A 22,836-nucleotide genomic window follows, 5' to 3' on the forward strand; every position below is an offset into this window, starting at 1 on the left:
GCCCCGCGAGGTGCGGGAAATGGCCCCGCGAGGTGCGGGATGTGGATGTGGGCCCGCGCCCCCTGGGAGGCGTCGATGGGGCAGAAACGGCAGGGAATCCGCGGGAATTCGCGACGTTGTGGGCCAAACGTCGTACCCGCGCAGTCACCCGAACGACCGCGCTCCCCACCGCACCAGCCGCCAGCCATCGGCGTCCACCTCCACCACGGCGTCCTCGCCGTTGGCCAGCGGGTGGTCGTGGACGTACGCCGGCGTGACGTTGTCTGACACCTCGAGCAGCGCCAGGCAGGCGGCTGTCTGGTGCCCCACGACGAGCACGGTCTCGCCGCGGTGCAGGTCGGCGATGGCCTGCAGCTCCTCGCGATAGCGCGCCACCACGTCGAGCCCCGACTCGCCCCCGGGGAAGGTGGCCCCTAGGTCGCCGGCGTACCACCGGTCGGTCACCGCGTGCAGCGCGTCGATCGAGAACGGCTGCCCGAGCAGTTCGCCGATGAACACCTCGCGGAGCGTCTTGCGAGTCGTCACGCCGACACCGAGCTCCGCGGCCGCGATCTCGGCGGTCTGCACGGCGCGCGACACGTCGCTGGTCCACACGGCGGCGACCCGCTCCTCGGCCACCCGTCGCGCGAGACCCTGCGCCTGCCCGCGACCCTCGGTCGTGAGCCAGCCACCCTCGTCGGAGAACCACGTCTCGACGTACGACGCGTCACCATGCCGCGCGACCACCAACCGGGCCGGGCACTGGAGGTCGCTCACCACGACATCGTCCCTCACCCGGACCGAGAACGCCGACGGCGCCCGGACCGGAGTCCGGGCGCCGTCGGGTCGACGATTGTGCAGAAACTGCAGCGGGATGTCGCGAAATGACGACGTTTGTGCCCAAACGTCAACAACTCCGGCGACAGCCAGCCCCCCGTCAGCGCAGGGGAGTGAAGCTCACTCCTCGCCGCGGATGAAGGCCTCGACGCGCGCACGACCCTCGTCGTCGGGCAGCTGCACGGGCGGGCTCTTCATGAGGTACGACGACGCGGAGATGATCGGGCCACCGATGCCGCGGTCCTTGGCGATCTTCGCCGCGCGGATCGCGTCGATGATGATGCCGGCGGAGTTGGGGGAGTCCCAGACCTCCAGCTTGTACTCCATGTTGAGCGGCACGTCGCCGAAGGCGCGACCCTCGAGCCGGACGTAGGCCCACTTGCGGTCGTCGAGCCAGGCGACGTAGTCGGACGGGCCGATGTGCACGTTCTTGTCCTGGACCTTGCCGGCCAGCGAGCCGGTGAGGTTGGAGGTGACGGCCTGGGTCTTGGAGACCTTCTTGGACTCCAGCCGGTCGCGCTCGAGCATGTTCTTGAAGTCCATGTTGCCGCCGACGTTGAGCTGGTAGGTGCGGTCCAGCGTCACGCCGCGGTCCTCGAACAGCTTGGCGATCACGCGGTGCGTGATCGTCGCGCCGACCTGCGACTTGATGTCGTCGCCGACGATCGGCACGCCGGCCGCCTCGAACTTCGCGGCCCACTCGGGGTCGGAGGCGATGAAGACCGGGAGCGCGTTGACGAAGGCCACGCCGGCGTCGATCGCGCACTGGGCGTAGAACTTGTCGGCCTCCTCGGAGCCCACCGGCAGGTAGGACACCAGCACGTCGGCCCCGGTCTCGCGGAGCACGGAGACGACGTCGACCGGCTCCGCGTCGGACTCCTCGATGGTCTCGCGGTAGTACTTGCCGAGGCCGTCGAGGGTGTGTCCGCGCTGCACGATGATGCCGGTCGGCGGCACGTCACAGATCTTGATCGTGTTGTTCTCGGAGGCGTTGGTGGCCTCGGCGAGGTCGAAGCCGACCTTCTTGGCGTCGACGTCGAACGCCGCGACGAACTCGACGTCGCGGACGTGGTAGTCGCCGAACGTCACGTGCATCAGGCCGGGGACGGTGCCCGCCGGGTCGGCGTCCCGGTAGTAGTGGACGCCCTGGACCAGGGAGGTGGCGCAGTTGCCGACTCCCACGATCGCTACTCGAACCGAACCCATCGGGCTCTCCTTCTGTGTGTCGTGCTGTCTTGTGGACATCTGGATGGTCTGGGGTGGTGTGACGGGGTGGTACGCCGGCTAGGCGGGCCCGCTGGGCTGGGCGGCCGGGGCCGTCCCGCCCTCGCCGGGCTCGCCACGCTCGGCGCGGATCAGGTCGGAGATCCAGCGGACCTCGCGCTCGACGGACTCCACGCCGTGCCGTTGCAGCTCTCCGGCGTAGCGGTCGACCTCGGCCTGGGTCATCGACAGCTCGCGCTGCACCCGGTCGAGGCGCTCCTGCAGGCGCATCCGCCGGCCCTCCAGCACCCGCAGCCGGATCTCCATGTCGGTGCGGGAGAAGAAGGCGAAGCGGATGTCGAAGTTGTCGTCCTCCCACGCGGTGGGACCGGCCTCCGACATCAGCCGCTCGAACTCGCGGTGACCGGCGTCGGTGACGGTGTAGACGATCTTGGGCCGGCCGGTGACCGCGGCCGGTGACCCCGGCGACTCCTCGATCAGTCCGGCCCGCAGCAGCTTCTTGAGCGTGGGGTAGAGGGTGCCGTAGGACAGCACCCGACCCCAGCCGAGCATCAGGTTGAGCCGCTTGCGCAGCTCGTAGCCGTGCATCGGGCCCTCATGCAGCAGACCGAGGACCGCGAGGTCGATGGTCTCCGCGCGACGTGCCATACGATGCATCGTAGCGATATATCCGGTTCATGCCCAAACGGACATTCGGCGCCTTTGTCAGGTGAGTGAACACACCCTGAGAAGCCGCTGAGTCGATTGGGACCCGGCCCCCCGGCGCCGTACCCTCGTCAGAGGTTCGCTGCGCGGGGCAACCCCTGTCGCCTCCGCCGCATCCCATCCAGCGAAGCCCTGCCCCCGCCTGCCCCTGACTCTGGAGACCCCGACCCGTGGCCAAGCGCCGAGCCTCCGGCCCCGCCGTGACCAAGAGCCCGACCCGGACCCGTGCCGCGGCGTCCTCGGGCGGCTCCTCCAAGAAGCCCGGCAAGAGCGCTCCCGCGAAGGGCCGTTGGAAGCGGCGCATCCTCAAGACCTTCGCGTGGCTGACCGTGCTCGGTCTGCTCGGTGTCATCTTCGCGGCCGGCGCGTTCGTCTACGTCTACAACAAGACCGAGATCCCCGACCCCAACTCGGAGTTCCTCACCCAGACCACGCAGGTGTTCTACGCCGACGGCAAGACCCCGCTCGGCACCTTCGCCACCCAGGACCGCGAGTCGATCCCGCTGAAGAAGATGCCGCAGACCCTGCAGGACGCGGTCGTCTCCGCCGAGGACCGCACCTTCTGGACCAACAAGGGCATCGACCCGAAGGGCATCATCCGGGCGGCGTTCAACAACGCCAAGGGCGGCTCGGTGCAGGGCGCCTCGACCATCACCCAGCAGTACGTCAAGATCCTCTACCTCACCTCCGAGCGCAGCCTGCAGCGCAAGGTCAAGGAGGCGATGCTGTCGCTGAAGCTGCAGCGGGAGTACTCCAAGCAGGAGATCCTCGAGGGCTACCTCAACACCATCTACTTCGGCCGCGGCGCCTACGGCGTCCAGGCCGCGGCGCAGGCCTACTTCCAGGTCGACGCCAAGGACCTCGACCTCCAGCAGAGCGCGGTGCTGGCCAGCGTCCTCAACAACCCGACGGCGTTCGACCCCGCCAACGGCAAGGACGCCAAGCTGCGGCTCAAGGAGCGCTACGCCTACGTCCTCGACGGCATGGCCCAGATGGGCAACCTCAGCCAGGCCGACGCCGACGAGGCCGCCAAGCACCTCCCCGACTTCCCGAAGATCGAGGTGAGCAGCAAGAACGGCGGTCAGAACGGCTTCATGCTGGCGCTGGTCCGCGAGGAGCTGCACACCCTCGGCTACACCGACCAGCAGATCGACGGCGGCGGGCTCAAGGTCACCACGACCTTCACCAAGGAGGCGATGCGGGCGGCCCGCCAGGGCGTGGTCAGCCAGCGCCCCACCACGACGTACGACGGCCAGGGCAAGATCAACGACAAGAACCTGCACGCCGCGGCCGCCACTGTCCAGGTCGGCACCGGCGCCCTGCTCGGCTTCTACGGCGGCCAGAACTTCCTGCAGTCCCAGATCAACTGGGCCGTCGCCGGCGGGATGGTCGGGTCGACCATGAAGCCGTTCACGCTGGCCGCCGCGCTCGAGCAGGGCTTCGCGCTCAAGGACACCTTCGAGGGCAACTCGCCCTACGTGTTCCCCGACGGGCTGGAGGTCAAGAACGAGGGCGCCGGCGACGGCAACGACTACGGCTCCCACGTGACCGCCACCAAGGCGCTGGAGGAGTCGATCAACACGGCGTTCATCGACATGTCGGTGAGCATGGACGACGGCCCGGCGGCGATCGACAAGATGGCCAACGAGCTCGGCGTCCCGCCGGCCAAGGCCAACGACAAGTACCCCGGCATCCCCTCGACCAGCCGCGACCTCTCGCCCGACGACACCCTGATCACCCTCGGCAAGGCCAGGATCAGCCCGATCAACATGGCCAACGCCTACGCCTCGATCGCCTCCGGCGGCGAGCGGGCGCAGGTCCACGTGATCCAGAGTGTCGACGCCCGGTCCGACGTGGCCGACGACTACACCTTCAAGTCGCCGACCAAGCGGGTCCTCGACAAGGACATCGCCGCCGACGTCTCCTACGCCATGCAGCAGGTCGTCGACGTCGGCACCGGCACCGCGGCGAAGGAGCTCGCGCGGCCGGCCGGCGGCAAGACCGGCACCGCGACGAAGGAGGCCGCCAACGGCGGCAGCGTGGTGTCGTCGGCATGGTTCGTCGGGTTCACCCCGCAGATCTCCACCGCGGTCATGTACGTCCGCGGCGACGGCGACGACCAGCTCGACACCTGGCTCCCGTCGTACTTCGGCGGGTCCTACCCCGCCCGCACCTGGACCGCGATCATGAAGGCCGACATGGAGGGGCTGCCGGTCGAGGAGTTCCCGCCGCCCGCCTACGTCGACGGCGAGGCGCCGAGCAACGGCCACGACCCCTACACCCCGCCGCCGCCGAAGCCGACGAAGACCAAGACCAAGACGCCGAGCGACACCCCAACGCCGACGCCGAGCGACACCCCGACGCCCACGCCGACACCCGACCCCGACCCCGACGCCATCGGGCAGCGGTTCCCCCAGCGGGAGCCCTAGCGCGGGCGCGGGAGGTGGTGGCGGTGCCGGCCGGCCGTTCCCCGGTCTGCTGGCGGGGCTGATGGCCGTGCTCCCCCGGCTCTGGTAGGACTCCTGCGGTGACCCGACATCGGGCCGAGGAGGCCGCCGACGCCCACGGCGTCGGTGCCGGCGAGCCCGGACCTGTCGAGCCCGGACCCGTCGAGCCCGGACCCATCGAGCCCGGACCCATCGAGCCCGGACCCATCGGGGCCGGACCCATCGGGGCCAGGGTCCATCCCACGCTGGACGACCCGGTGGTGGAGTCGCTCTCGGAGGCGGTCGGTGGTCCGGTCGGCACCCGCGCCGGCCGACACCCCTGGTGGACCCCGGTGCGGGTGGTGCTCGCGCTGACGGCGCTGACCTTCGCGCTCGGCATGGTGCAGAAACAGCCGTGCGCGACCACGAACTGGCAGGACGGCCAGCTGCGCTACGCCGCGATGTGCTACTCCGATCTGCCCTACCTCTACTCCCTGCGCGGCTTCGCCGAGCTCGAGTGGCCCTACTCCTCCGACGAGCAGGTGCGGGCGCGCTACCAGACCATGGAGTACCCCGTCGGGATCTCCTACTGGGCCTACGGCACCGCCTGGGTCACCCACGTGCTGGCGGGGTCGCCGGACGTCGCGGAGCGCTACTCCGTGCCGGTCGACGACCTGGGGGCGCGCGACGACGTGCTGCGCGAGCGCCGGATCTTCGTCGCCGTGAACGCCGTGGGGCTGGGCCTGATGGCGTTGCTGGCGGCCTGGTTCCTGGTGGGGGTCAACCCGCGCCGGCCCTGGGACGCGGCGGCGTTCGCGCTGTCGCCGGCGCTGCTGCTCAGCGGACTGGTCAACTGGGACCTGCTGGCGGTGATGATGACCGCCGGTGCGCTGTGGGCGTGGGCGCGCGGCCGCCCGGCGCTCACCGGCGTGATGGTCGGGCTGGGCGCGGCGACCAAGCTCTATCCGCTGTTCCTGCTCGGCGGGCTGCTGGTCATCTGCTGGCGGGAGCGGCGCTGGCGAGAGCTGGGGGTCGCCACCGCGGCTGCGGGGGCGGCGTACGTCGTGGCCAATGCGCCGGCGTGGGTCACCGGCTGGCACCAGTGGACCTACTTCTGGTCGTTCAACTCCGACCGCGGTGCCGACCTGGGGTCGGTGTGGCTGGTGGTCTCGCAGGCGACCGGCTGGGTGCCCGCGCCGGACACGATCAACCTGGTCTCGTGGGCGTTCTTCGTGCTGTGGTGCCTCGGCGTGCTGGTGCTCGGGCTGGCGGCGCCGTCGACCCCTCGGCTGGCCCAGCTGGGCTTCCTGGTGGTGGCCGGCTTCCTGCTGGTCAACAAGGTCTACTCCCCGCAGTACGTCCTGTGGCTGCTGCCCCTCGCGGTGCTGGCCCGGCCGCGGTGGCGCGACCTGTTGGTCTGGCAGGCCGGGGAGGTCTTCTACTACGCGATGGTGTGGTTCTACCTCGGGGAGTACCTCGCGCCCGCCGGTGGCGGCCCGGCCGGTGCCTACTGGATCGCGATCGCCGTGCGGGTGCTCGCCGAGCTCTACCTGGTCGCCGTCGTGGTGCGCGACATCCTGCGGCCCTGGCACGACCCGGTGGACCGGCCGGACGACGACCTCGACGACCCCTGGAGCGAGGCCGGCTCAGACGATCTCGACCGCGTCGAACGCGGTGGCGGTGAACCGGACCCGGACCTCGAGCTGGTCGCCGACCGCGGGCGCAGCGGCTGAGTCGGGCAGGAACAGCATCGAGGCCTGCATGTGGGGCGGCTCGGCGAACATCGCCTGCCGACCGGCCACCAGGAACGGCGACCGGGCCAGGCCGGCGGCGTCCAGCCCGCCGCGCGCCACCGACGCCGCGCGGGCGCGCAGCGACAGGTCGCCGGTGGGCGCGACCAGCCCGATCCCGTGCGCGGTGCCTCCGGAGACGACCAGCAGGTGGCCCGCCCGCGGCGCCCGCCGGCCGCGATAGCCGTAGCGCTCCCCGCGCGTCACCCGGTGCACGTCGAGCACGGTCGCGGTGGCGCGGAGCGCGTCGCGGTCACCCAGCCAGAGCGCGGTGCCGACCCGGGGCCGGAACGCGGTCGCGGGGTACGCCGACCGGAGCGCGGCCAGCTCGTCGGTGCCGAGGTGGCTCACCCAGACGGTGCTGTGCTCGAGGCCCGCGGCGACCACGTCGACCATCAGCCGCTGCACCTCCTCGAGCTGCGAGCCGTCGCCCAGCGGCAGATGCAGCGCGACGCCGGCGAGCTGCCGAGCCGGGGCGCTCGCCGCGACCTCGCGCAGCTCCGCGGCGGTCAGGCCGTGCCGACGCATCGAGGTCAGCCGCTCCAGCACGAACCGGGCGCCCGGCTCGCGGTCGAGCAGGCCGGCCAGGTCCTCGGGCCGGCTCACCGTGTGCACGACGCGCCGGGCGAGGGCCGGGTCGAGCGCCGGTGTGAACGGCCGCCAGGGGGTCAGCACCAGCAGGTCGCCGGCGAACCGCTGGGCCACCTCGGCGAGCTCGGGATAGGTGCCGACCGCCAGGGTGTCGGGCCCGGTGCCGCCCTCGGGAGGATGCTCGGCCAGCCACTGCGTCTTGCGGGCCAGTCGCCCCAGCCCGAAGCCGTAGCCGTTGCCCTTGGCCACCGGCACCAGGCCCGGCCGGGCGGCCGCGACGTCGCGGAGGTGGCGGCGCCAGCGCTCGCCGTCGACGGTCAGGGTCAGGCTCATCGCCGGCCTCCGGTGGAGGGGGTTGTGTGTCTGGCCCTGTGGGGACGACGACGGCTGGGGCACACGACCCGCTGGGCCGAGGGGGTTGTGTGTCTGGCTCCGTGGGGACGACGACGGCTGGGGCACACGACCCGCCAGGTCCGCTCCCGGGCGGCCGGGGCCCGGGGCGTCACGAGCGCCTCTTCATGTAGAGGTCGAACGCGGTGTAGAGCAGCGGCCGCAACGGCAGGTCCCACTCGCCGGCGTACTCCACCGCGACGCCGCCGGTGCCGACCTTGAACTGGATCAGCCCCACGTGGGGGTCGTCGGCGTCGAGGGTGTCGGTGATCCCGCGCAGGTCGTAGACCTCCGCCCCGGCGGCCAGCGCCTGCCGGATCATCGCCCACTGCACGGCGTTGGAGCCGCGCACCTCGCGCTTCTCGGTCGAGGAGGCGCCGTAGGAGTACCACGCGTGGCCGCCGACCCGGATCGCGATCGTGGCGGCGACCAGGTCGTCCTCGTGGTGGGCGAGGTGGAGGGTGATCCGGTCGGGGTCCTCGGCCGACAGGGCGGCGTACATCGTCTGGAAGTAGGACAGCGGCCGCGGCGTGAAGTGGTCGCGCTCGGCGGTGTGGACATAGAGCGCGTGGAACGCCTCGAGGTCGGCGGCGGTGCCCACCGAGGTGACGACGCCGGACTTGTCGGCCTTGCGGATGTTGCGCCGCCACAGCTGGTTCATGCCGGCGAGGACGTCGGCCTCGGTGCGCGGCGTACGGACCCCGTCGACCTCGGTGGTCAGCGGCACCCAGAAGTTGTACTGCGGCTGGCCGGCGGCGAACCCGCCCGCGACGGCCTGGGGGCGCCAGCCCAGCTCCTGGAGCTGGGAGACCACCCGGGCGCCGGCCACCGAGCGCTCCTGGGGCGTGAGGTCGGTGAGCCGACGGGTGTCGGCGCTGGCGATGCCCTCCTTGACCTGGGCGGCGCTCCATCGCCGGGTGATCACCGGCGGGCCCATCCGGATCCCGAACGCGCCCTGCTGCTTCACGTGCTCGGCCAGCGGGGCCAGCCAGGCCGCCAGGTCGTCGCCGTCCCAGTCGATCGAGGGGCCCTCGGGGAGGTAGGCGAGGTAGCGCTTGAGCCTGGGCACCTGGCGATAGAGCACCAGCCCGGCGCCGACGATCTCCTCGCCGTCGAGGAAGCCCAGCGACTCCGCCCGCCACTCCGACTTCACCGTGCCCCAGGCGGGGGTCTGCAGGAAGCTCGCCGAGCGGCCGTGCTCGTGCCACTGCCGGTCCAGGAACGCCAGGTGCTCGGCCGCGGCGATCGGGCGCACCGCGAGCCGGCGTCCGGGGGTGCGGTCGGCGGGGCTCACGGAAGGCGAGGCTACCGGGCCGGTCGTGGCCGCCCCCAGAGACACCGAAGGGGCCCGACCAGTCCCCCGCACCGGTCAGGCCCCTGGATGGTCCCAGGGCCCGTCATCGACGAGCCCTGGAATCCGTCGGCACCCCAGAAGAGCCCGGTCGGGACCCCCAGATACACCCCGTCGACGACTATTTCCGGTGTTTCTGGCTCGCCAAGCCGCGGAATCCTCGGCAGAGTGGGGTTCTCGGGGGGACCACGCCGGCAGGTCCGAGGGCCTCGGACCCGCGAACCCGGTCGGGTCGGATGTATCAGGGCGCGCCGGTCACGCTCCTGGGTGCATGTGACGACCGGTGTAGCAGCTGCTCGACGGAGGCCCCCTCGGGGACCGGCACGATCGGGACGCGCCTCGTGCGAGGCAGCGAAGCAGAGGTGGGAGAAGTCGCCTGTGGGCCAGGACGCCGACCAGCACGACCCGGCTGAGGACGACCGTCCCACCCAGGTCTGGACCGACGCCGCCGCGGCGTTCGGACGCTGGCTCGACGGCGACCAGGGCGGCCTCGACGACCTGGTGGCGACGATGACGCCGGTGCTGTGGCACGTCGTCCGCGCCTACCGGCTCTCTCCCGACTCCGCCGAGGACGTCGTCCAGTCGACCTGGCTGGCGCTGGTACGCCGGCGCGACGCGATCGAGGACGCCCTCGCCGTGGGCGGCTGGCTGACCACGACGGCGCGACGCGAGGCGTGGCGGGTCTGTCAGAAGAGCGACCGCACCATCCCCGTCGAGGACGACGAGTTCGACGTCCGGATGCCCAGCCAGCGCTCGGCCGAGACCGACGCCGTGGCCCACGACGAGCGCGACCGGCTGTGGGCGGCCGTCGAGACGCTCAACGAGCGCTGCCAGCGGCTGCTGCGGATCGTCGCCTTCGAGCACCGACCCGACTACTCACAGGTGGCCGTGGCCCTCGACATGCCGGTGGGCAGCATCGGGCCGACCCGGAGCCGCTGCCTGGCCAAGCTGCGGGTGGTCCTCGAGGACACCGCCTTCCACGACCACCCCGACTCCGCCACGACGTCCGACGAGAGGGGCCCCCGATGAGCCGCGACGAGATCTTCGACCACCTCGAGACCATGTGGTCCGAGCGCGACCCGATGCCCGAGGGCCTGGTGGAGCGGATGCAGGCCCTGGTCGCCGCCGAGGTGACCATGGCGCTGACCGACCTCGACTACGAGCTGATGATGCTCATCGAGCGCTCCGCCGACCTGGCCGGCACCCGCGGTGGCGCGGGCACCGGCACGGGCACCGCCTACACCCTGCGCTTCGGCACCGGCGACCTCGACCTGCTGGTGCGCGCCGGTGGCCGCAACGGTGGCGGCACCACCCGCCTCGACGGCTGGGTCGTCCCGCCGGCCGAGCTCACCGTTCGCGCCACCCGGCTCGCCGGCTCCGGCGCGGACACCCCGGCCGAGCAGAGCTGGGAGGTGGAGGTCGACGCCCAGGGCCGCTTCGAGCTCACCGACCTGCCCGCCGGCCTCTACCGCCTCTGGCTCACCCCGCACGCCGCCGACGCCAAGCCGTTCGGCACCCCTGCCTTCGAGATCTGACCCCTACCCCCGGGAGCGCCGATGTCAGACCAGCACCAGAGCGAGCAGCCCGACACACCCGAACAGCAGGAGAACAAGCCGGTCCCCGCCGACCTCGGCCGGGAGCCGGTCCAACCTCCTCAGGAGGCCTACACCACGGTCGACGGCCGCGCTCTCGATCCGTCGACGGCCTTGGTGGTGAAGGGCGTGCAGCCGCGGTCGACGGTCTACGTCGGACCTCGGCTCACGATCTCGAAGTCCGTCGACGTCGAGGGCGCCGTCCGCGTTCTCGAGGCGGTGGCGAAGCCGCTCGGCTGGCGGGTCGAGCTCGAGCCCGAGGACGAGAGCAGTGCCGGCCTACGGTTCGGCGTACGCCGCGTCAAGCTGTCGGTCGCCTCCGCCGGCGTCACCCTGCAGCCCGACGGGTGGACCCTGCTCCAGCAGGTGCGCGACCAGTTCGGCGTCGAGGCGGTCAAGGGGGTCGGCCTCGACCACGTGGTGTTCGCCGATGACATCGGCGCGAACCCCTACGACATGTCCCACCCCTACGACATGTCGCATCCCTATGACATGTCGCACCCGTATGACATGTCGCACCCCTACGACATGTCCCATCCCACCGGCCTGTTGGGCCGCGACAGCTATCCCGGGTACTCCCCGGCCCTGGCGACCTACGCGATGCCCGGCAGCGGTGGGCGGCAGCCGATCGCCTACGTCGGCCCGGCACCCCACCGGCGCAAGGCGAAGAAGCTGCCCGGCCGCCGCCCGGTGGTGGCGCTGATGGACACCGGCTGTGCGTGGCACCCGTGGCTGCACGGGCTGGTGGACCGCTCGGTCGAGTACGCCGGCCAGCGCATCGGCTATCACGACCCGCACACCGACCCGGAGCTGCACCAGGACCTCACCGGTCCCCTCGACGGGATGATCGACCCGCTGTCGGGACACGGCACCTTCATCGCGGGGCTGATCCGTCAGGGGTGTCCCGACGCCGACATCATCTCCTGGCGGATCGTGCCGTCGTCCGGCCCGATCATCGAGTCCGACTGGGTCAAGGCGCTGGCCCAGGTCGCCGACCTGGTGAACTCCGGTGAGCAGCACCTCGACGTGCTCAGCCTCTCGATCGGCTACTACCACGAGACGCCCAAGGACGAGCTGTTCGACCCGACGCTCTACGACATCCTGTCCGACCTCGGACGCAACGGGGTGATGGTCGTCTGCTCCGCCGGCAACGACGCCACCAGCCGGCCGAGCTTCCCGGCCGCGTTCGCGCCCTGGTCCGACGGCAACGGGCCCTACCAGCCCGACCCCGACCTGGTGCCGATCGTGTCGGTGGGCGCGCTCAACCCCAACCAGCGCTCGGACGCCCTGTTCAGCAACGCGGGCCCGTGGGTCCGGTCCTATGTGCCGGGGGCCGCGGTGATGAGCACGATGCCGCCGTTCGAAGGGGGCCTCCAGCCGGTCGCCAGGTCCGGCGCGTTCCGGCGGCTGCGCAGCAGCATCGATCCGGACGACTTCCGCGGCCGGTTCGGGGTGTGGAGCGGGACGTCCTTCGCTGCCCCGCTGATGGGGGCGGTGCTGGCCGAGGGCCTGATCCCGCTCCTGGAGGACGACGGTGTGGCCGTGACCCGGGAGGAGCGCGTCGAGCGGGCCTGGAAGGTCGTGTCCCGCTACACCTCGATCTCCTTGCCCGAGTAGCTCGTCCGCCTCGGGCGCGGGTCGGCCGCACCGCGGCCGGCGAGGTCGTCGTAGGCCATGATGGTGACGTGCAGTCGGCCGCGGAGCTCCACCGCCGCGGGGTCACGGCCATCAACCGCGGCCGGGCGAGGCAGGCCCGGAGCCTGTTGGTCCGGGCCCGGGAGCGGGCGGACTCCGAGGACCTGCTCTCCCGCATCGATGCGAGCATGGCCTACGTCGCCGCCGAGACCGGAGACCCGGCCGAGGCGATCCGGCTCTGCGAGCTCGCCCGCTCCCGCGAGGGCATCGCGCCGGAGACGCGAGGCATCGTGGAGAGCCAGCTGGCCGGGCTGCGGATGCGTCGCGGGGAGACGGCGGCGGCGCTGGCGTCGTTCGAGATCGCGATCGGGTCGCTGGACGATGCCACGGAGCTCGCGCGCGCCCACGTCAACCGCGGCGGCGTCTACCTCCAACAGGGCCTGGCCGCACCGGCCGCCGACGACTTCGCCGCCGCCGTGGCCCACTTCTCTGCGGCCGGGAGAGACGTCGACGCGGCCATGGCCGAGCACAACCTGGGCTACGCCCATCTGCTGCGCGGCGACCTCGCCGCGGCCTACCAGCGCATGGAGGCCGCTCGCCTCGTCCTCCAGGACGTGAGCCCGATCGTCCGTGCCATCGGTGACCAGGACCGCGCCGAGGTGTTGCTGGCCGCCGGTCTGGTGAGCGAAGGGGTCGAGGCGCTGGGTTCGGCTGCGCGCGAGTTCGGTCGGCGCAGGCTGCAGCAACGCCGGGCCGAGGCGGAGCTCGCCCTGGCTCGAGCGGTCCTGCTGGCCGACCCGGAGCGCTCGCTGGCGGCAGCCCGGTCGGCTCGTCGGCGGTTCGCCCGGGCGGGCCAGGAGGCCTGGCGTGCTCGGGCTGAGGCACTCGCGGTGGCCGCGGAGGTGGAGACCGGGCGCCGGGGACCCTCGTTGGTACGCCGGTCCGACGAGGTCGCGGCGCAGCTCGAGGAGCAGGGGCTCAGCACGAACGCGACCTTGGCGCGGCTGCGCTCTGCCTTGGTCCAGGTCCGCCGCGGGGACCTCGACGACGCCGCCGAGCGGCTGTCGAGGGAGCGCGTCGGACGCTCGGCACCGCTGACGGTGCAGCTGCTCGCGAGCACCGTGCGGGTGGAGCTCGCGCGGAGCCAGGGGCGACCGGGCGTGGCCCTGAGACAGGCGCGCCAGGGACTCGATCGGCTGCACGCGTGGCAGAGCACCCTGGGCAGCCTCGACGTGCAGACCTCGGTGGTCGGTCGCGGTGAGCGGCTCGCGGTGCATGCGCTCGAGATCGCCACCGAGAGCGCTCGACCCGAGGTCGTGCTCGAGTGGTCCGAGCGCGGCCGGATGCTGGCCAGCCGGGTGCGGCCGGTGCGGCCTCCTTCCGACCCGGCGCTGGCCGAGCAGCTCGCCGAGCTGCGGCGACTGCAGTCGGGGAGGACGACCTGAGTGCCCAGGAGCGGCGCCGACACACCGAGCTGCGCCGGGCGGTCCGGGAGCGAGCCCTTCAGCTGGAGGGCTCGGGCGAGGTGGCCGCTCCCGCTGACCTGGCCGAGGTGCACGCAGCACTGGGGCCGGATCAGGCGCTGGTGGCCTTCGTGGCCAGCGCCGGCTCCCTGGTCGCCATGGTGACGACCGACTCCACCGCCGCCGTCCGCCGGATCTGCGGGCGGGAGGAGCTCGACTCCACCCTGGGCGGGCTGCACGCCGACCTCGACATGGCGGGGTCCGAGCTGCCGGCGCCGTTCGCCGGGCCGGTACGCCGGCAGCTGGCGAGCCGGTTGGACCGGCTGGACGACCTGCTGGTCGCCCCGATCGCCGACCTGGTCGGCGACCGGCGGCTGGTGCTCACTCCGTCGGGAGTGCTGGCCGGCGTGCCGTGGGGACTGCTGCCGTCGTGGCACGGCCGTCCGGTGACGGTCAGCCGGTCGGCCACCTCGTGGCTGGCCGGACACGCGTCGCCCTTGCGGCTGGGCTCGGCGGGCTTCGTCGCCGGACCGCGGGTCGCTCGGGCGGCCGGTGAGGTGAAGGCCGCGGCCGAGACCTGGGAGGCGGCCGAGGTGCTGGTGGGGGAGGCGGCGTCGGCGAGTGCGGTGTCCGAGCTGGCCGGCCGGGTCGACGTACTCCATGTCTCGGCGCACGGCCGGCACTCCGCCGAGAACCCGTTGTTCTCCGGCCTGGAGCTGGTTGACGGCCCGTGGTTCGGCTACGACATCGACCAGCTCGCCGCGATCCCCGAGGTGGTGCTGCTGTCGGCCTGCGAGGTGGGCCGCTCGGAGGTGCGGTTCGGTGAGGAGCTGGTGGGCATGACCACCGCCTGGCTGCATGCCGGGGCGCGTTGTGTGATCGCCTCGGCGGCGGCCGTCAACGATGGGATCGCCCACGATGTGCTGGTCGCGGTGCACCGAGGTCTGGGCGCCGGACAGGACCCGGCGACCGCGTTGGCGGCAGCGCTGCCGGCCGTCTCGGAGGAGTCGGCTCCGGCGCCGTTCGTCTGCTTCTGTTGAGCCCTGTGTGCCCCCTGTGACGAGGGAGTCCGGGTGTGATGAGGCCGGTCCAGGAACCTTTACTTTTCTGGTGCTCGAGGGCGGTATCAGCCGTTGCGACCCGCGCTCTTGAGGAGTAGACAGTCACCTGAGGTTGCCGTGGGGGGCACGAATGCTGAAAGTGATCACCGATCCGACACCGGGTCAGACCGTTCGCTTGCCTGCTGGCGCCGGTCTGGAGCTCCGGTTCCGCCGCGGCATGAGCCGCAACCGTTGGCGGATCGCCGAGGCTCCGGCCAACCTGCTCCCGCTTGCGGGACCGGGCGAGGTCCCGACGCAGGCGACCGCCGAGGAGAGCCAGTGGGCGCTGCGCTTCCTGGCGTTCAAGGGCACCGAGGACCACCCCGAGCCGCTCTGTCTGGAGCTGACTCGCGACGACCTGAGTGAGCCGGCGGAGGTCCGCCGACTGCGGGTGGTCGTCACCGACTGACCTCTCGAGTCCTCGGGGTGCGCAGACGCACCTTCCCGGGACGCGGCGCCGGCACGCTCATGGGGTGCGGGCCGGATCGCCGCGCCCGGGGTTCTCGGGCCTCCCGTGTGGGAGATGTCTACTGGTGCGTACGACGCAGGGGGTGCGTCGTACGCACCAGTAGACCTTGCGGGGCGCGCCGGGGGCCGCTCGACATCCGGCCACACGCCGTCCGCGCCGGGACCCTCGCGGCCGACACCGGGCCGAGATCCGCGCACAGGCCGGTGAACTCCAGCGGCCGTCCACAGACCGGAAGACGACCGTCGCGGCCCCAGCCCACCGGCGGGCAGGCTGCGGCCCATGGACCCGATCCCGATCCCTGCACGGCTGGCCCGGCAGTCCGGCGTCATCGCCCGCGCCCAGGTGCTGCACGCCGGTGACACGCCGGCCGACATCGCCCGCCGGCTGCGGCGCCGCGAGTGGGTGCGGGTCCTGCCGGGCATCTACCTCGACCACACCGGCGAGCCGACCTGGCTGCAGCGCTGCTGGGTGGGCGTGCTCTACCACTGGCCGGCGGCCCTGGCCGGCCTCACCGCGATCCGCGCGGTGGTCGGGCCGGGGTGGCGCCGCCACGACGATGCGGGGCCGATCGAGCTGGCGGTGCCGCAGCGTCGGCACGTGGTCGCTCGCCCGGGATACGTCCTCACCCGCCCCACCGGGTTCTTCGACCGCGTCCACTGGGGCGCCGACCCGCCTCACGTGCGGCTCGACCACGCGGGCGTCGATGTCGCCTCGAGGGAGCGCGACCCCTTCGCGCTGGTGGCCGTGCTCGCCGACCTCTGCCAGACCCGCCGCACCGCCCCACCTCGGCTGCTCGAGGTCATCGCGGCGCGCGGGAAGATCCGTCAGCGCAGCCTGCTCAACGAGGTGCTCACCGACCTCGGCCGCGGCACCTGCTCGGTGCTGGAGCGCGAGTTCCTGCACCGGGTGGAGCTGCCGCACGGGCTCCCTGCCCCGACGCGGCAGAGCCCGCGGCGGACGCCGGGGCTCACCGCCCTCCACGATGTTGAGTACGCCGACCTCGGTCTCGTCGTCGAGCTCGACGGACGGCTCTTCCACGACACCGCCGGACAGCGCGACCGCGACCTCGACGGCGATCTGCTGGTCGCCACCCTGGGCCCGGCCACGGTGCGGCTGGGCTGGGGGCAGGTGCTCGACCGGCCCTGCCTGACCGCTGCCGGGCTCATCGCGGTGCTGCGCCGCCGGGGCTGGGTGGGCGAGCCGGCTCCGTGCAGTCGCGAGTGCCCGGTGGGCGGCATCGCCGCTCCGGCGCTGCTCCCCCGCGCGAGCTGATCGGCCAGTCGCTCCCGCCCGCCCGTCCGGAATGCCCTGGCGAGGTGCCCTGCCGACGCGCCCTGCCGAGGTGCCCGGCCGGGTTGCCGCGCCGATCCGGCTCAGCCGAGCCGCTCGCGGAGGAACGCGAAGTCGGCGACGTGCTCCTCGGCGCCGCCCGGCGTCTCGACCAGCGCGGGGGCGCCGGCCTCGCGGACCACGTGCGCCAGCAGGTCGGGGTCGATGTGGCCGGCCCCGAGGTTGGCGTGCCGGTCGGCGCCGGAGTCGGCCTCGTCGCGGCTGTCGTTGAGGTGCACCAGGTCGATCCGGCCGGTGACGGCCCGGAGGTCGTCGACCACGGTCTCGAGGTCGAGCCCCCCGGCATGCGCGTGGCAGGTGTCAAGGCAGAAGCCGACCATCTCGGCGCCGGCGGCCGCCGCCACCGCCTCCCACACGCCGGCGATCCGCTCCAGCCGGCGGGTCATCGACTGGTCGCCGCCGGCGGTGTTCTCGATCAGCAGCGGGAGCTTGAGGTCGGTGGCCTCGATCGCCTTGCGCCAGTTGTCGAACCCCACGGCCGGGTCGTCGCCCTTGTTGACGTGGCCGCCGTGCACGATCAGCCCCTTGGCCCCGATCTCGGCCGCCGCGTCGACGTGCTGTTGCAGCAGCTTGCGCGAGGGGATCCTGATCCGGTTGTTGGTGGTGGCGACGTTGACGATGTAGGGCGCGTGGACGTAGAGGTCGACGCCAGCCGCCTCGGCGTCGGCACGCAGCGCGTCGGCGCCGCCGGCGTAGCGGATCTCGGGGCCCCGGTAGCCCTGCGGGTCGCCGAGGAAGAACTGCACCAGCGGGGCGTTGCGCGCCGCCGCCTCCACGATCGGGTCGGTCTGCTCGACGTGGGCGCCGAGCCGCAGCTCCTCGGGCACGCCGTCCTCCTCTGCTCGATGCCGGCCGTCCCGACGACCCTAGCCGGGGCCGCCGACGCCCCTCGCCTCACCGGACCAGCGCCACCACCAGTGCGGCCACGCTCAGCGCCAGGGCCAACCCCACCACCGCGGCCAGGCTCCTGCTTCCCGGCGGGGCGGCGGCTACTCGTGCGTACGACGCAGCAGGCGCGTCGTACGCACCAGTAGTCTTCCTCGCCCCGCGCCGGCCCGGCCACGACCACCATCGCGGCGGAGCGCCCACCGGCGGATCAGGTCCGACCACGTCACCGAGCACGGGCAACCCGAGCACCGGCCACCCGACCGGGTCGGGGAGGAGGTCGGCCCCGGCGAGCATCGACCGGGCCCGGGTCGCGTCCACCGGCCCCCGGGTGAGGGAGTCCGCCCAGCCGAGCAGCGCGTCCGCCGCTGAGCTCGACCGGCCCGACGCGCCGTGTGCCGCGACGACCGCGACGGCGGGGAGGGCCGAGCCGGTCGCTCCCCGCCCGGTGACCAGCTCGCGCGCGACCACGCCGACGGCGTAGACGTCCCACCAGGGCGCCGGCTCCTCCCCTCGCTGCTGGGCCGGTGGCATGTAGCCGTCGGTACCGACGACGCCCGCGTCGCCGGTGAGCCGCGGCCGATGCGGATGCACGGCGATGCCGAAGTCGGCGAGCCGCAGGCAGGGGTAGCCACGCCCGGTCGCGGCGAGCAGCAGGTTGGCCGGCTTGACGTCGCGGTGGACGATGCCCGCGCGATGCACCGCCTCCAGGGCGGCCAGCAGCTGGTCGAGGAGCACCGCCACCAGCGGCACGGGCAGCGGGCCGTGCCGGGCCAGCAGGTCGGCGACCGAGCCGCCGCGCACCAACGGCATCGCCACCGCCGCGCCGGCGTCATCGGCGGACCAGCCGGTGACCGTGACCAGGTGCGGGTGCACCAGCCGTAGCGACTGCTCCTGGGCCAGCCGGAGCAGCGCGGTCGGGTGCCGCTCGGCGAGCACCTTGACCGCGACGAAACCGCCGGCGCGAACGTCGTGGGCGCGCCACACCGTCCCCGTCGCGCCGGTGCCGAGTGGGTCGCAGAGCCGGTAGCGCCCGCCGACGAGCGACCCCGCCCCGGGCCCCGGACCGGCGGCGACGCCCCGCGCCGTACCGCTGCCCATCCACCGATCCTCGCGCCCGCCCGGCGACCCTGCCAGCACGGATTCGGAGGCTGTGGAGAACCGCTGGTAGCCTGAGCCGTTCGCGTCGGCGCCCTCCGGGCCCGGCCGGCATCGAGGCGAGAGCCGCCACCCGGCGTCCGCCGCCTCACCAACGCAAAGCCCTCCTGCCACGGAAAGACCGTGGCCGCCCTGAGTCCAGAGGAGGTGGAGAACGCTGTGCGTGCCTACGAAGTGATGGTCATCCTCGACCCGAACCTCGACGAGCGAACGGTGGAACCATCGCTCGACAAGTACCTCACCAACGTCATCAAGAAGGATGGCGGCTCCGTCGACAACATCGATGTCTGGGGCCGGCGCCGGATGGCCTATGAGATCAACAAGAACGCCGAGGGCATCTACGCCGTCATCACGCTGACGGCCGAGCCCGACTCCGTCAAGGAGCTCGACCGGCAGTTCACCCTCAACGAGTCGATCCTGCGCACCAAGGTGCTCCGCGCCGCGCAGTGACGCCGCTGTGGCGCCCGGCGTGGGCGCCTGTGGACGAGCACTACCGCAGCGTCGGTGGTATCGGCCACGATGAGCGCGACGTACGCCGCGACGTCTCCATCCGTTCCATGACCACAAGGGAGGCCTGAACCCACATGGCAGGCGAGACCATCATCACGATCGTCGGCAACCTGGTCGACGACCCCGAGCTGCGGTTCACCCCGTCCGGCGCGGCGGTCGCCAACTTCCGGATGGCGTCCACCCCGCGCACCTTCGACCGGCAGACCAACGAGTGGAAGGACGGCGAGGCGCTGTTCCTCACCTGCTCGGTCTGGCGGCAGGCCGCGGAGAACGTCGCGGAGTCGCTGCAGCGCGGCATGCGCGTCGTGGTGCAGGGGCGGCTGAAGTCCCGGCAGTACGAAACGCGTGAGGGCGAGAAGCGCACCGTCTTCGAGATCGACGTCGACGAGGTCGGCCCGAGCCTGAAGTACGCCACCGCCAAGGTCACCCGCACCACCCGACAGGGCGGTGGGGGCGGCTACTCCGGCGGCGGCCAGGGCGGTCAGGGCGGCGGCGCCGCGGCTCCGGCCGACGACCCGTGGGCCACCCCGGCCCCGTCCGGCGGTGCTCCCGCCGGAGGCTCCGGTGCCGGCGACCCGTGGGGCGCTCCCGGCGTCAGCAGCTCGGAGGAGCCCCCGTTCTGACGGGGTTCCACCACCATCCATCCGACACATCCCATTCCGGCGCCGCCGATCACTCGGCGCCGGGCTTTCAGAGAGGAAGCACCACAATGGCCAAGGCAGTGATTCGCAAGCCGAAGAAGAAGGTTTGCCAGTTCTGCAAGGAGAAGGCGACCGGCGTCGACTACAAGGACGCCACGCTGCTCCGCAAGTTCATCTCCGACCGCGGCAAGATCCGCGCCCGTCGGGTGACCGGCAACTGCGTCCAGCACCAGCGCGACGTGGCGATCGCCGTCAAGAACGCGCGTGAGGTCGCCCTGCTGCCCTACACCTCGACCGGTCGCTGAGAGGAGTCGACAGCATGAAGCTCATCCTGACCCAGGAGGTCGACGGCCTCGGCTCCCCCGGTGACGTGGTGGAGGTCAAGGACGGCTACGGCCGCAACTACCTCGTGCCCCGTGGTCTCGCGACCCGGTGGACCCGCGGTGGCCAGAAGACCATCGACGCGATCGTCTCCGCCCGCGGCAAGCGCGCCGCGCGCGACGAGGCGCACGCCGGCGAGATCAAGGCCAAGCTCGAGGAGGCCCCGGTCAACGTCAAGGTCCGCGCCGGTGACGCCGGCCGGCTCTTCGGCGCCGTGACCACCGCCGAGATCGCCTCGGCCCTCGAGGCCACCACCGGTGAGGCCGTCGACAAGCGCACGATCGTGGTGAGCAACCCGATCAAGTCGCTCGGCGCCCACCAGGTCAGCGTCAAGCTGCACGACGACGTGACCGCCGCGGTCGCGCTCAACGTGGTCCCCGCCTGACGCCGTACACCCGCTGACGCCGGCCCGTCGCCCCTCCCGGGGCTGCGGGCCGGTGCTCGTTCCCGGGGTGTGGTGGTGGCTCCCAGATGGTGACGTTTGGGCACAATCGTCGCGATTTCGCGCCAGCTCCCTGCCGTTTCGGCACAAACGTCACCTCGGCGCACCACCACCAACCAGCCAACCCGGCACAGAAGGGACGCCCGATGGCCAGCACCGCGCCGGCGCCACGGCAAGGCGGCCTGTTGATCGGGTCGGGTGCTCTGCTGTGGGGGCTGCAGTTCGCGTTCCTCAACCCGACGATCGGGCTGCTCCTGGTGGTGCTGTACGACGCCACGCCGGGGCAGGTCGGCTGGTCGCTGATGGCCTACAACGTCAGCGGGTTCCTCTCGACGCTGGTGGTGCCGGTGCGGGCCGACCGGCGCGGCGACTATCTGCGGCCGATGCTGTGGTGTGGCGTGCTCACGGTCGCCCTGGTGACGGCGCTGGCCGCGGCCACCACGCTGCCGATGGCGGTCGTCGCGCTGGTCGCTCTGGGTGGTCCGGCGGGTGTCGGCATCGGTCTGCTGTTCGCCCACCAACGTCACGTCGGGGCGTCCGACCGTGAGGTGATGCGCACCCGCGCGATGTTCTCGTTCGCCTGGGTGGCCGGTCCGCCGCTGGCCGCGTTCATCGTCGGGTTCGCCGGCAACCGGGCCATCCTGGCGACGGTCGCGCTGGTGGCGCTGCTGACCATCGGCACGACGACGGTGATGATCCGGCAGCGGACCCGGGCCGGTCTGCCGCTGCAGCCGGCGGCGAGCGGTGAGCGGATGCTGGAGGTCGTGGCCCGTCCGCAGATCCTCGTGCTGGTGGCGGCGTTCGTGCTGCTGCAGTCGGCCAACTTCGCCGCGGTCTCGATCACCACGCTCTATGTCACCGCGCACCTCGGCCTCGACCCGCTCTGGGGAGGCGCGGCGCTCGGCACCGCCGCCGCGCTGGAGATCCCGGCGCTGCTGCTGCTCGGGCGGCTGACCGAACGGGTCCGCGGCAGCCGCCTGGTCATGGGGGCGGCGGTCGCCGGGCTCGGCTACAACGTGGCGATGGCGCTGCTCACCGGCCCGGTGGCGCTGCTCGCCGTCCAGCTGCTCAACGCGGCCTTCGTCGCCGGGGTGGCCGGGGTGGGGCTGACGCTCTTCCAGCGGGTGGTCCCGCGGCCCGGCCTGGCCTCGGGTCTGTTCATGAACACCACCCGGATCGGTGCGATCCTCTCCGGCGCCCTGATCGCGGTCGCCGGCCTGCCGGGCCTGGGCTACCCGTCGGTCTTCGTCGCCAGCGCCCTGGTCACCGCGGCGGGCGGCGGCCTGGTGGTGCTCGCGGTGCGGGTCCGCTGAGCCGCGTCCGTCGCTCGTCCGCGGCCCGGCGCCGGCTGGTCGCGGGATGGCTACTGGTGCGTACGACGCACCGGGTGCGCCGTACGCACCAGTAGACCTCGTCGTACGCACCAGTAGACATCGACACCCGACGACGCCCGGACTCAACCAGCCGCGCGAGGGGTGGGAGCATCGACGCCATGGACCCCGAGGGCTACCAGCTCGACGATGACCCCGGTCGGGTGGACGTCGAGGCGCTGTGGGAGTTCCTCTCGACGCAGGCCTACTGGGCCCGCTGGCGCAGCCGGGCCGATGTCGAGGCCCAGCTGGCCTCGGCCTGGCGGGTGGTCGGTGCCTACGACGAGAGGACCGGCGCGATGGTCGGCTTCGCCCGTGCGTTCTCCGACCACGTCTCGCTGGCCTACCTGGCCGACGTCTACGTGCTGCCGGGCCACCGGGGTCATGGGCTCGGGCACGCCCTGGTGACGACGATGGTCGACGAGGGCCCCGGGGCGGCGTACCGCTGGCTGCTGCACACCGAGGACGCCCACGGCCTGTACGCCGACCATGGCTTCGCCCCTCCCGACCACACGCTGCTGGAGCGGCCGCGACCGGAGTGACCGGC

At 72.5% G+C, this 22,836-nt stretch carries 22 protein-coding genes; 15 read left to right on the forward strand and 7 right to left on the reverse strand.

The genetic code is table 11. The features are described from left to right. Nucleotides 1-144 precede the first annotated feature (144 nt). The 3 genes from R2740_RS12890 to R2740_RS12900 form a co-directional block, all read right to left on the reverse strand. On the reverse strand, nt 145-756 hold the full coding sequence (locus R2740_RS12890) for a histidine phosphatase family protein (protein WP_371303089.1): 612 nt from the start codon (nt 754-756) through the stop codon (nt 145-147). Nucleotides 757-936: 180 nt separating this feature from the next. Beyond that, on the reverse strand, nt 937-2,022 hold the full coding sequence (locus R2740_RS12895) for an inositol-3-phosphate synthase (RefSeq protein ID WP_371303090.1): 1,086 nt from the start codon (nt 2,020-2,022) through the stop codon (nt 937-939). Between the two features lie 78 nt (nt 2,023-2,100). Continuing rightward, on the reverse strand, nt 2,101-2,688 hold the full coding sequence (locus tag R2740_RS12900) for a PadR family transcriptional regulator (RefSeq protein ID WP_371303091.1): 588 nt from the start codon (nt 2,686-2,688) through the stop codon (nt 2,101-2,103). 227 nt (nt 2,689-2,915) lie between these two features. Between R2740_RS12900 and R2740_RS12905 the strand changes: the two genes are divergently transcribed. Both R2740_RS12905 and R2740_RS12910 read left to right on the forward strand, forming a co-directional pair. After that, nucleotides 2,916-5,174 (forward strand): transglycosylase domain-containing protein, encoded by a 2,259-nt coding sequence (locus R2740_RS12905; protein WP_371303092.1) that lies wholly within the window; start codon nt 2,916-2,918, stop codon nt 5,172-5,174. Nucleotides 5,175-5,272: 98 nt separating this feature from the next. Next, nucleotides 5,273-6,904, forward strand: a complete 1,632-nt coding sequence (locus R2740_RS12910) for a glycosyltransferase 87 family protein (protein ID WP_371303093.1) — start codon at nt 5,273-5,275, stop codon at nt 6,902-6,904. Here R2740_RS12910 and R2740_RS12915 read toward each other — a convergent pair. After that, nucleotides 6,818-7,885, reverse strand: a complete 1,068-nt coding sequence (locus R2740_RS12915) for an alanine racemase (protein WP_371303094.1) — start codon at nt 7,883-7,885, stop codon at nt 6,818-6,820. The two genes, R2740_RS12910 and R2740_RS12915, sit on opposite strands and share 87 nt — an antisense overlap. Before the next feature lie 169 nt (nt 7,886-8,054). Beyond that, nucleotides 8,055-9,236 (reverse strand): lipid II:glycine glycyltransferase FemX, encoded by a 1,182-nt coding sequence (locus tag R2740_RS12920; protein WP_371303095.1) that lies wholly within the window; start codon nt 9,234-9,236, stop codon nt 8,055-8,057. A 435-nt stretch (nt 9,237-9,671) separates the two neighbouring features. On the opposite strand from R2740_RS12920, the gene R2740_RS12925 reads away from it, so the two are divergent. The 7 genes from R2740_RS12925 to R2740_RS12955 all read left to right on the forward strand — a co-directional run bounded on the left by R2740_RS12925 (nt 9,672) and on the right by R2740_RS12955 (nt 16,824). Continuing rightward, nucleotides 9,672-10,322, forward strand: a complete 651-nt coding sequence (locus R2740_RS12925; protein ID WP_371303096.1) for an RNA polymerase sigma factor — start codon at nt 9,672-9,674, stop codon at nt 10,320-10,322. Beyond that, a complete protein-coding gene (locus R2740_RS12930; protein ID WP_371303097.1) occupies nt 10,319-10,828 on the forward strand; it encodes a hypothetical protein in 510 nt (169 codons plus the stop codon). Before R2740_RS12925 ends, R2740_RS12930 begins: the two co-directional genes overlap by 4 nt. 21 nt (nt 10,829-10,849) lie before the next feature. Next, nucleotides 10,850-12,502 carry a S8/S53 family peptidase gene (locus R2740_RS12935; RefSeq protein WP_371303098.1) on the forward strand — a complete coding sequence of 551 codons (1,653 nt, stop codon included), beginning with the start codon at nt 10,850-10,852 and terminating at the stop codon, nt 12,500-12,502. A 68-nt stretch (nt 12,503-12,570) separates the two neighbouring features. After that, nucleotides 12,571-13,965, forward strand: a complete 1,395-nt coding sequence (locus tag R2740_RS12940) for a hypothetical protein (protein WP_371303099.1) — start codon at nt 12,571-12,573, stop codon at nt 13,963-13,965. A gap of 80 nt (nt 13,966-14,045) precedes the next feature. Then, nucleotides 14,046-15,023 carry a CHAT domain-containing protein gene (locus tag R2740_RS12945; RefSeq protein WP_371303100.1) on the forward strand — a complete coding sequence of 326 codons (978 nt, stop codon included), beginning with the start codon at nt 14,046-14,048 and terminating at the stop codon, nt 15,021-15,023. 238 nt (nt 15,024-15,261) lie between these two features. Beyond that, nucleotides 15,262-15,492, forward strand: a complete 231-nt coding sequence (locus tag R2740_RS12950; RefSeq protein ID WP_371303101.1) for a hypothetical protein — start codon at nt 15,262-15,264, stop codon at nt 15,490-15,492. 339 nt (nt 15,493-15,831) lie between these two features. After that, nucleotides 15,832-16,824 (forward strand): hypothetical protein, encoded by a 993-nt coding sequence (locus R2740_RS12955; RefSeq protein ID WP_371303102.1) that lies wholly within the window; start codon nt 15,832-15,834, stop codon nt 16,822-16,824. A gap of 101 nt (nt 16,825-16,925) precedes the next feature. Here the strand turns inward: R2740_RS12955 and R2740_RS12960 are convergent, their stop codons facing one another. Further along, nucleotides 16,926-17,729, reverse strand: coding sequence for a deoxyribonuclease IV (locus R2740_RS12960; RefSeq protein WP_371303103.1), 804 nt, complete (start codon nt 17,727-17,729; stop codon nt 16,926-16,928). Nucleotides 17,730-17,796: 67 nt separating this feature from the next. Beyond that, nucleotides 17,797-18,888: a serine/threonine-protein kinase gene (locus tag R2740_RS12965; protein WP_371303104.1), complete on the reverse strand. Its 1,092-nt coding sequence runs from the start codon at nt 18,886-18,888 to the stop codon at nt 17,797-17,799. Between the two features lie 216 nt (nt 18,889-19,104). On the opposite strand from R2740_RS12965, the gene rpsF reads away from it, so the two are divergent. From rpsF to R2740_RS12995, 6 genes are all read left to right on the forward strand, one after another. Then, nucleotides 19,105-19,395 (forward strand): 30S ribosomal protein S6, encoded by a 291-nt coding sequence (rpsF, locus tag R2740_RS12970; protein WP_371303105.1) that lies wholly within the window; start codon nt 19,105-19,107, stop codon nt 19,393-19,395. Nucleotides 19,396-19,529: 134 nt separating this feature from the next. Further along, nucleotides 19,530-20,078: a single-stranded DNA-binding protein gene (locus tag R2740_RS12975; protein ID WP_371303106.1), complete on the forward strand. Its 549-nt coding sequence runs from the start codon at nt 19,530-19,532 to the stop codon at nt 20,076-20,078. Nucleotides 20,079-20,164: 86 nt separating this feature from the next. Then, nucleotides 20,165-20,401 carry a 30S ribosomal protein S18 gene (gene rpsR / locus R2740_RS12980; RefSeq protein WP_008355445.1) on the forward strand — a complete coding sequence of 79 codons (237 nt, stop codon included), beginning with the start codon at nt 20,165-20,167 and terminating at the stop codon, nt 20,399-20,401. A gap of 14 nt (nt 20,402-20,415) precedes the next feature. Next, nucleotides 20,416-20,862, forward strand: coding sequence for a 50S ribosomal protein L9 (rplI, locus tag R2740_RS12985; protein ID WP_371303107.1), 447 nt, complete (start codon nt 20,416-20,418; stop codon nt 20,860-20,862). Nucleotides 20,863-21,065: 203 nt separating this feature from the next. Next, a complete protein-coding gene (locus R2740_RS12990; protein ID WP_371303108.1) occupies nt 21,066-22,232 on the forward strand; it encodes an MFS transporter in 1,167 nt (388 codons plus the stop codon). Between the two features lie 179 nt (nt 22,233-22,411). Then, the gene (locus R2740_RS12995) at nt 22,412-22,831 is read left to right on the forward strand and encodes a GNAT family N-acetyltransferase (protein ID WP_371303109.1); all 420 of its coding nucleotides are present in this window, start codon (nt 22,412-22,414) and stop codon (nt 22,829-22,831) included. Nucleotides 22,832-22,836: the final 5 nt, after the last annotated feature.

The sequence above is a fragment of the Nocardioides sp. genome (genome assembly GCF_041393715.1).
In the GTDB taxonomy this organism is placed as follows: domain Bacteria; phylum Actinomycetota; class Actinomycetes; order Propionibacteriales; family Nocardioidaceae; genus Nocardioides.

Excerpts from the sequence above, each read along its gene's own strand:
- R2740_RS12990 (WP_371303108.1), top strand. The coding sequence starts at position 21,066 with ATGGCCAGCACCGCGCCGGCGCCACGGCAAGGCGGCCTGTTGATCGGG.
- R2740_RS12950 (WP_371303101.1), top strand. The coding sequence starts at position 15,262 with ATGAGCCGCAACCGTTGGCGGATCGCCGAGGCTCCGGCCAACCTGCTC.
- R2740_RS12955 (WP_371303102.1), top strand. The coding sequence starts at position 15,832 with ATGGACCCGATCCCGATCCCTGCACGGCTGGCCCGGCAGTCCGGCGTC.
- rpsR (WP_008355445.1), top strand. The coding sequence starts at position 20,165 with ATGGCCAAGGCAGTGATTCGCAAGCCGAAGAAGAAGGTTTGCCAGTTC.
- rplI (WP_371303107.1), top strand. The coding sequence starts at position 20,416 with ATGAAGCTCATCCTGACCCAGGAGGTCGACGGCCTCGGCTCCCCCGGT.
- R2740_RS12935 (WP_371303098.1), top strand. The coding sequence starts at position 10,850 with ATGTCAGACCAGCACCAGAGCGAGCAGCCCGACACACCCGAACAGCAG.
- R2740_RS12915 (WP_371303094.1), bottom strand. The coding sequence starts at position 7,885 with ATGAGCCTGACCCTGACCGTCGACGGCGAGCGCTGGCGCCGCCACCTC.
- R2740_RS12995 (WP_371303109.1), top strand. The coding sequence starts at position 22,412 with ATGGACCCCGAGGGCTACCAGCTCGACGATGACCCCGGTCGGGTGGAC.
- R2740_RS12930 (WP_371303097.1), top strand. The coding sequence starts at position 10,319 with ATGAGCCGCGACGAGATCTTCGACCACCTCGAGACCATGTGGTCCGAG.
- R2740_RS12965 (WP_371303104.1), bottom strand. The coding sequence starts at position 18,888 with ATGGGCAGCGGTACGGCGCGGGGCGTCGCCGCCGGTCCGGGGCCCGGG.
- R2740_RS12895 (WP_371303090.1), bottom strand. The coding sequence starts at position 2,022 with ATGGGTTCGGTTCGAGTAGCGATCGTGGGAGTCGGCAACTGCGCCACC.
- R2740_RS12900 (WP_371303091.1), bottom strand. The coding sequence starts at position 2,688 with ATGGCACGTCGCGCGGAGACCATCGACCTCGCGGTCCTCGGTCTGCTG.
- R2740_RS12975 (WP_371303106.1), top strand. The coding sequence starts at position 19,530 with ATGGCAGGCGAGACCATCATCACGATCGTCGGCAACCTGGTCGACGAC.